The organism is Corynebacterium sp. HMSC074C01 (assembly GCF_001814605.1).
Taxonomy (GTDB): domain Bacteria; phylum Actinomycetota; class Actinomycetes; order Mycobacteriales; family Mycobacteriaceae; genus Corynebacterium.
On the sequence record NZ_KV817294.1, the window covers coordinates 28139 to 32723 of the forward strand.

The 4585-nt window shown below is 59.5% G+C and carries 5 protein-coding genes and 1 tRNA gene; 4 read left to right on the forward strand and 2 right to left on the reverse strand.

Annotated features, from left to right (window positions below; all coding sequences use genetic code 11):
- Nucleotides 1-52 precede the first annotated feature (52 nt).
- Nucleotides 53-125, forward strand: a tRNA-Phe gene (locus HMPREF2978_RS09040).
- A 55-nt stretch (nucleotides 126-180) separates the two neighbouring features.
- Complete coding sequence (locus HMPREF2978_RS09045) at nucleotides 181-483, forward strand: GNAT family N-acetyltransferase (protein WP_070524745.1); 303 nt, start codon at nucleotides 181-183, stop codon at nucleotides 481-483.
- A gap of 18 nt (nucleotides 484-501) precedes the next feature.
- Here the strand turns inward: HMPREF2978_RS09045 and epsC are convergent, their stop codons facing one another.
- Together epsC and cysK are read right to left on the reverse strand one after the other, a co-directional pair.
- Complete coding sequence (gene epsC / locus HMPREF2978_RS09050; protein ID WP_141761380.1) at nucleotides 502-1065, reverse strand: serine O-acetyltransferase EpsC; 564 nt, start codon at nucleotides 1063-1065, stop codon at nucleotides 502-504.
- Between the two features lie 118 nt (nucleotides 1066-1183).
- The gene (cysK, locus tag HMPREF2978_RS09055; RefSeq protein WP_070745120.1) at nucleotides 1184-2119 is read right to left on the reverse strand and encodes a cysteine synthase A; all 936 of its coding nucleotides are present in this window, start codon (nucleotides 2117-2119) and stop codon (nucleotides 1184-1186) included.
- A gap of 256 nt (nucleotides 2120-2375) precedes the next feature.
- Here cysK and ramA point away from each other — a divergent pair, with 256 nt between their 5' ends.
- A complete protein-coding gene (gene ramA, locus HMPREF2978_RS09060; protein ID WP_070745122.1) occupies nucleotides 2376-3215 on the forward strand; it encodes an acetate metabolism transcriptional regulator RamA in 840 nt (279 codons plus the stop codon).
- A 21-nt stretch (nucleotides 3216-3236) separates the two neighbouring features.
- Nucleotides 3237-4505 carry a UDP-N-acetylglucosamine 1-carboxyvinyltransferase gene (murA, locus tag HMPREF2978_RS09065; protein WP_070524799.1) on the forward strand — a complete coding sequence of 423 codons (1269 nt, stop codon included), beginning with the start codon at nucleotides 3237-3239 and terminating at the stop codon, nucleotides 4503-4505.
- Nucleotides 4506-4585 lie beyond the last annotated feature (80 nt).

Sequence of the window (4585 nt, forward strand, 5' to 3'; positions counted from 1 at the left end):
GGAGGTCGCGGGTTCAAGTCCCGTCAGGGTCGCCGAAGTCCTTGTGGCTTCTGGCCAGATAGCTCAGTCGGTAGAGCACACGCCTGAAAAGTGTGGGGTCGCCAGTTCGATCCTGGCTCTGGCCACAAGATAGCCCTCTCTAGCAATAGAGGGGGCTTTTTTGGTGCATTTTTTGGTTTAATGGGCTGCATGACTACCTCTGTTGCACACCAAACCGATCAATCTCGCTTCGTCATCACCGTTGACGGAGAAGAAGCGGGTTTTGCTGAATATAGTGATTCCGCCACCACGCGCGAGTTCACGCACACGGAAATCTTTGAGTCTTTTCAGGGCCAAGGCTTGTCCAAGCCGCTGATTAAGGCGGCGTTGGATGATGACTCAACGGTAGGCCGCCAAGTCATCCCAACGTGCAGTGCCGTGGCGCGGTTTATTGAGAAGAACCCTGAATACCAGCGCCTGACTAACCGTGAGGGCAGCCTCTAGAGACGGAGTCTGTGGCCCTTAGATGTAGTAGTCCGGGTCCACCAGCTTGATGCGCTCGTCCTTCTTGCGCGGACGGTTCTTTGCGGGGATACCCGTAGCTATGTGATGAGGTGGCACATCTTTCGTCACCACGGCGTTAGCGCCCACTGCGGAGCCCTCACCGATGGTGATGGGGCCTAACACCTTGGCGCCGGCGCCGATGGTCACGTTGTCCTCAATCGTTGGGTGACGCTTCGTCTGAGTGAGCACCTGACCGCCGAGGGTCACGCCGTGGTAGAGCATGACGCCATCGCCGATCTCGGCGGTTTCACCAATGACGATCCCCATGCCGTGGTCAATGAAGAAGCGCCGGCCGATGGTGGCGCCGGGGTGGATCTCAATACCGGTGAAGAAGCGGTTAAGCTGCGCCAAAATGCGGGCTGGTCCACGCCAGCCGCGCTTCCACATGCGGTGAGCGATGCGATGCGCCCAGATAGCGTGGAGGCCGGAATAAACCACGGCATTCTCGACGTCGCCGCGCGCCGCCGGGTCATGCTCGCGCGCGTTGGCGAGGTCTTCACGGATCATCTTCAAGATGTGCATGCGAACCATCCTATCCAGAAAGAAAAAGCGCCCCCTAGCACAGAGGGCGCTTTTATTCGGAGGCTCATCACGGCGCCGTGCTTAGCGACGTCCCGCGGAGAGCCATGTTAACTATTTCTTAAGCTTCGCGGATGTCCTCGAAGAGAATGGTGGAGACGTAGCGCTCACCAAAGTCCGGGGCGACAACCACGATGGTCTTGCCCTTGAACTCGTCACGAGCAGCCAGCTTCAGGGCGGCGGAGACGTTCGCGCCGGAGGAGATACCAACCAGCAGACCCTCTTCGGTGGCTAGCTTGCGTGCGGTGGACACGGATTCTTCGGTGCTTGCGGTCAGGACCTCGTTGAGGATCTCGCGGTCTAGGACCTCCGGGACGAAGTTAGCGCCGATGCCCTGGATCTTGTGCGGGCCAGCGTGGCCCTCGGACAGGACGGGGGAGTCGGAGGGCTCCACGGCCACCAGGTAGGTATCCGGGTTCTGGGAGCGCAGGTAGCGGCCGACGCCGGTGACGGTGCCGCCGGTGCCCACACCAGCGACGAAAGCATCGACCTTGCCCTCGGCATCTTCCCAGATCTCGGGGCCGGTGGTTGCCTCGTGGATCTTCGGGTTGGCTTCGTTGGCGAACTGGGAAGCCAGGATGGCGTTGGGGGTCTCGGCGATAATCTCGTTGGCCTTTTCGACGGCACCCTTCATGCCCGCAGCGCCCGGGGTGAGGACGATCTCCGCTCCATAAGCACGCAGCAAAACCTTGCGCTCGTTGGACATGGTCTCCGGCATGGTGAGAATGACCTTGTAACCCTGAGCTGCACCGACGAGCGCCAGGCCGATACCGGTGTTGCCGGAGGTGGCCTCCACGATGGTGCCGCCCGGCTTCAGCTCGCCGGATTCAACGGCGGTATCGACAATCGCCTTGGCGATGCGGTCCTTGACGGAATTCGCGGGGTTGAAGGACTCAACCTTCACGAGAACCTCGGCGCCGAGGCCTTCGGTGAGACGGTTGAGGCGGACAAGTGGGGTTCCGCCGATGGTTTCGAGAATGTTGTCATATACAGCCACGATGTGGACTCCTTGGAAATAAGCTTTGATGTACAGCAGACACCTTACACCGTGTCAATAGACTGAGTGGTATATAAATTCTGGACAGAGTATTCGGGCATGGAATGTGGGATTTCGGGTGGCGGAGGAGGCTGTGGCGTGATTTAGAATTACCCCCGTCGGCCGGTTATACTTCGCAAATAGTGTTTACCTACCCCCGTTTCAGGCGGGGAATGTGGGTGCACCTGCTGGTTACCCCCGAGTAAGAGAGAGTCTCATGGAGCCGCACCGACTCAAGGATGACGACGAAGCCGTACGCACAGCGCTCTCGTCGCTGAAGACCGCAACGGGAATCCCCGTCACGATGTACGGAACCTTGCTGCCGGATAATCGCCTGCAGATTACCCAGTGGGTAGGTCTGCGGACCCCGGCTTTGCAGAACTTGGTGATTGACGCGAATGTGGGCGTCGGCGGGCGCGTTGTTAGTACTCGCCGCGCAGTTGGTGTCTCCGATTACACCCGGGCCACCACGATTAGCCATGAGAATGATCGCTACATTCAAGACGAAGGTCTGCACTCTATCGTGGCGGTGCCGGTTACCGTTCAGCGTGAGATTCGCGGCGTCCTTTATGTCGGCGTTCATTCGCCGGTGCGCTTGGGTGACAAGGTGATCGAAGAGGTGACCATGACCGCCCGCTGCCTCGAGCAGGATTTGGCTGTTAATTCCGCATTGCGCCGCGCCGATGGTGGTAAGGGTGGCGCCGCGCGCGGGCACGTGATGAACGGTGCTGAATGGGAGCAGGTGCGCTCGACGCACTCCAAGCTGCGGATGCTGGCTAACCGTGTCAATGATGAAGACCTTCGCAAGGAGCTTGAGGCGCTGTGTGATCAGATGGTCTCTCCGGTGCGCGTGAAGCAGTCCACCAAGCTGTCCGCACGCGAACTCGATGTTCTTTCCTGCGTTGCACTAGGCCATACCAACGTTGAGGCGGCCGAGGAGATGGGCATTGGTGCCGAAACTGTGAAGTCCTATCTGCGTTCTGTCATGCGCAAATTGGGTGCGCATACTCGTTATGAGGCGGTTAATGCGGCCCGTCGTATAGGCGCGTTGCCCTGATTGTAGGTAAGTTGGGTGGGCGTGAAAGACCAATTTATTGTCTCCGGTGGGGCGCGCCTGCAGGGCACCGTCAAGGTTGACGGTGCTAAAAACAGTGTGCTGAAGCTGATGGCTGCGGCACTGTTGGCGGAGGGCACCACCACGCTGACCAACTGTCCTGAGATTCTCGATGTCCCCCTAATGCGAAAGGTCCTCGAGGGCCTCGGCTGCACAGTGGAGATTGATGGCCACACCGTGCGCATCACCACCCCAGCCGAGCTGCACTCCAACGCGGACTTCGATGCGGTGCGCCAATTCCGCGCTTCCGTGTGTGTGCTGGGACCGTTGACCGCGCGCTGCGGTCACGCGAAGGTGGCCTTGCCAGGCGGTGATGCTATTGGTTCCCGCCCCTTGGATATGCACCAGTCCGGGCTGGAGAAGATGGGCGCGCGCACGCGCATCGAACACGGTGCTGTGGTGGCGGAAGCCGACCGACTCCACGGGGCAAATATCAGGCTGGATTTCCCCTCCGTGGGTGCGACGGAGAATATTCTTACCGCCGCGGTGCTTGCTGATGGTGAAACTCAACTCCACAATGCTGCCCGCGAACCGGAGATCGTTGACCTGTGCACGATGCTCAAGGAAATGGGGGCCGATATCTCTGGGGAGGGGACGTCCACCATTACCATTCGGGGCGTAGACAAGCTGCAGCCGACGAAGCACGAGGTCATCGGCGACCGCATCGTTGCAGGCACTTGGGCTTATGCCGCTGTGATGACTCGCGGTGATATTACGGTGGGTGGCATTGCTCCTAAGCACCTGCACCTGCCGCTGGAAAAACTGAAGTCCGCCGGCGCTGACGTTGAGGACTATGTCAATGGTTTCCGAGTGCGCATGAATGGTCGCCCGAGCGCCGTGGATTATCAAACCCTTCCGTACCCCGGTTTCCCTACGGATCTTCAGCCCATTGCCATTGGTCTGTCCGCCGTGGCGGAAGGCACCTCCATCATTACGGAGAATGTCTTTGAATCGCGCTTCCGTTTCGTGGACGAGATGCTCCGCCTTGGCGCCGATGCTCAAGTTGATGGACACCACGTAGTCATCCGCGGGCAGGAGCGTCTGTCTTCGACGCATGTCTGGAGTTCCGATATTCGTGCAGGCGCCGGGTTGGTGCTCTCTGCACTGTGCGCGGATGAGACAACCACCGTGCACGATGTCTTCCACATCGATCGCGGCTATCCCAACTTTGTAGAGAACCTCCAGGCGCTGGGCGCCACGATAGAGCGCACTCAAGAGGAGGAGCTCTACTAAGGCGCCATGCTTGGCGACGTTTCCCCGGTCCAATCTCACGGTTGAACTGGGGATTTGTTGTTTGTTGGGGGTGTGCGTAT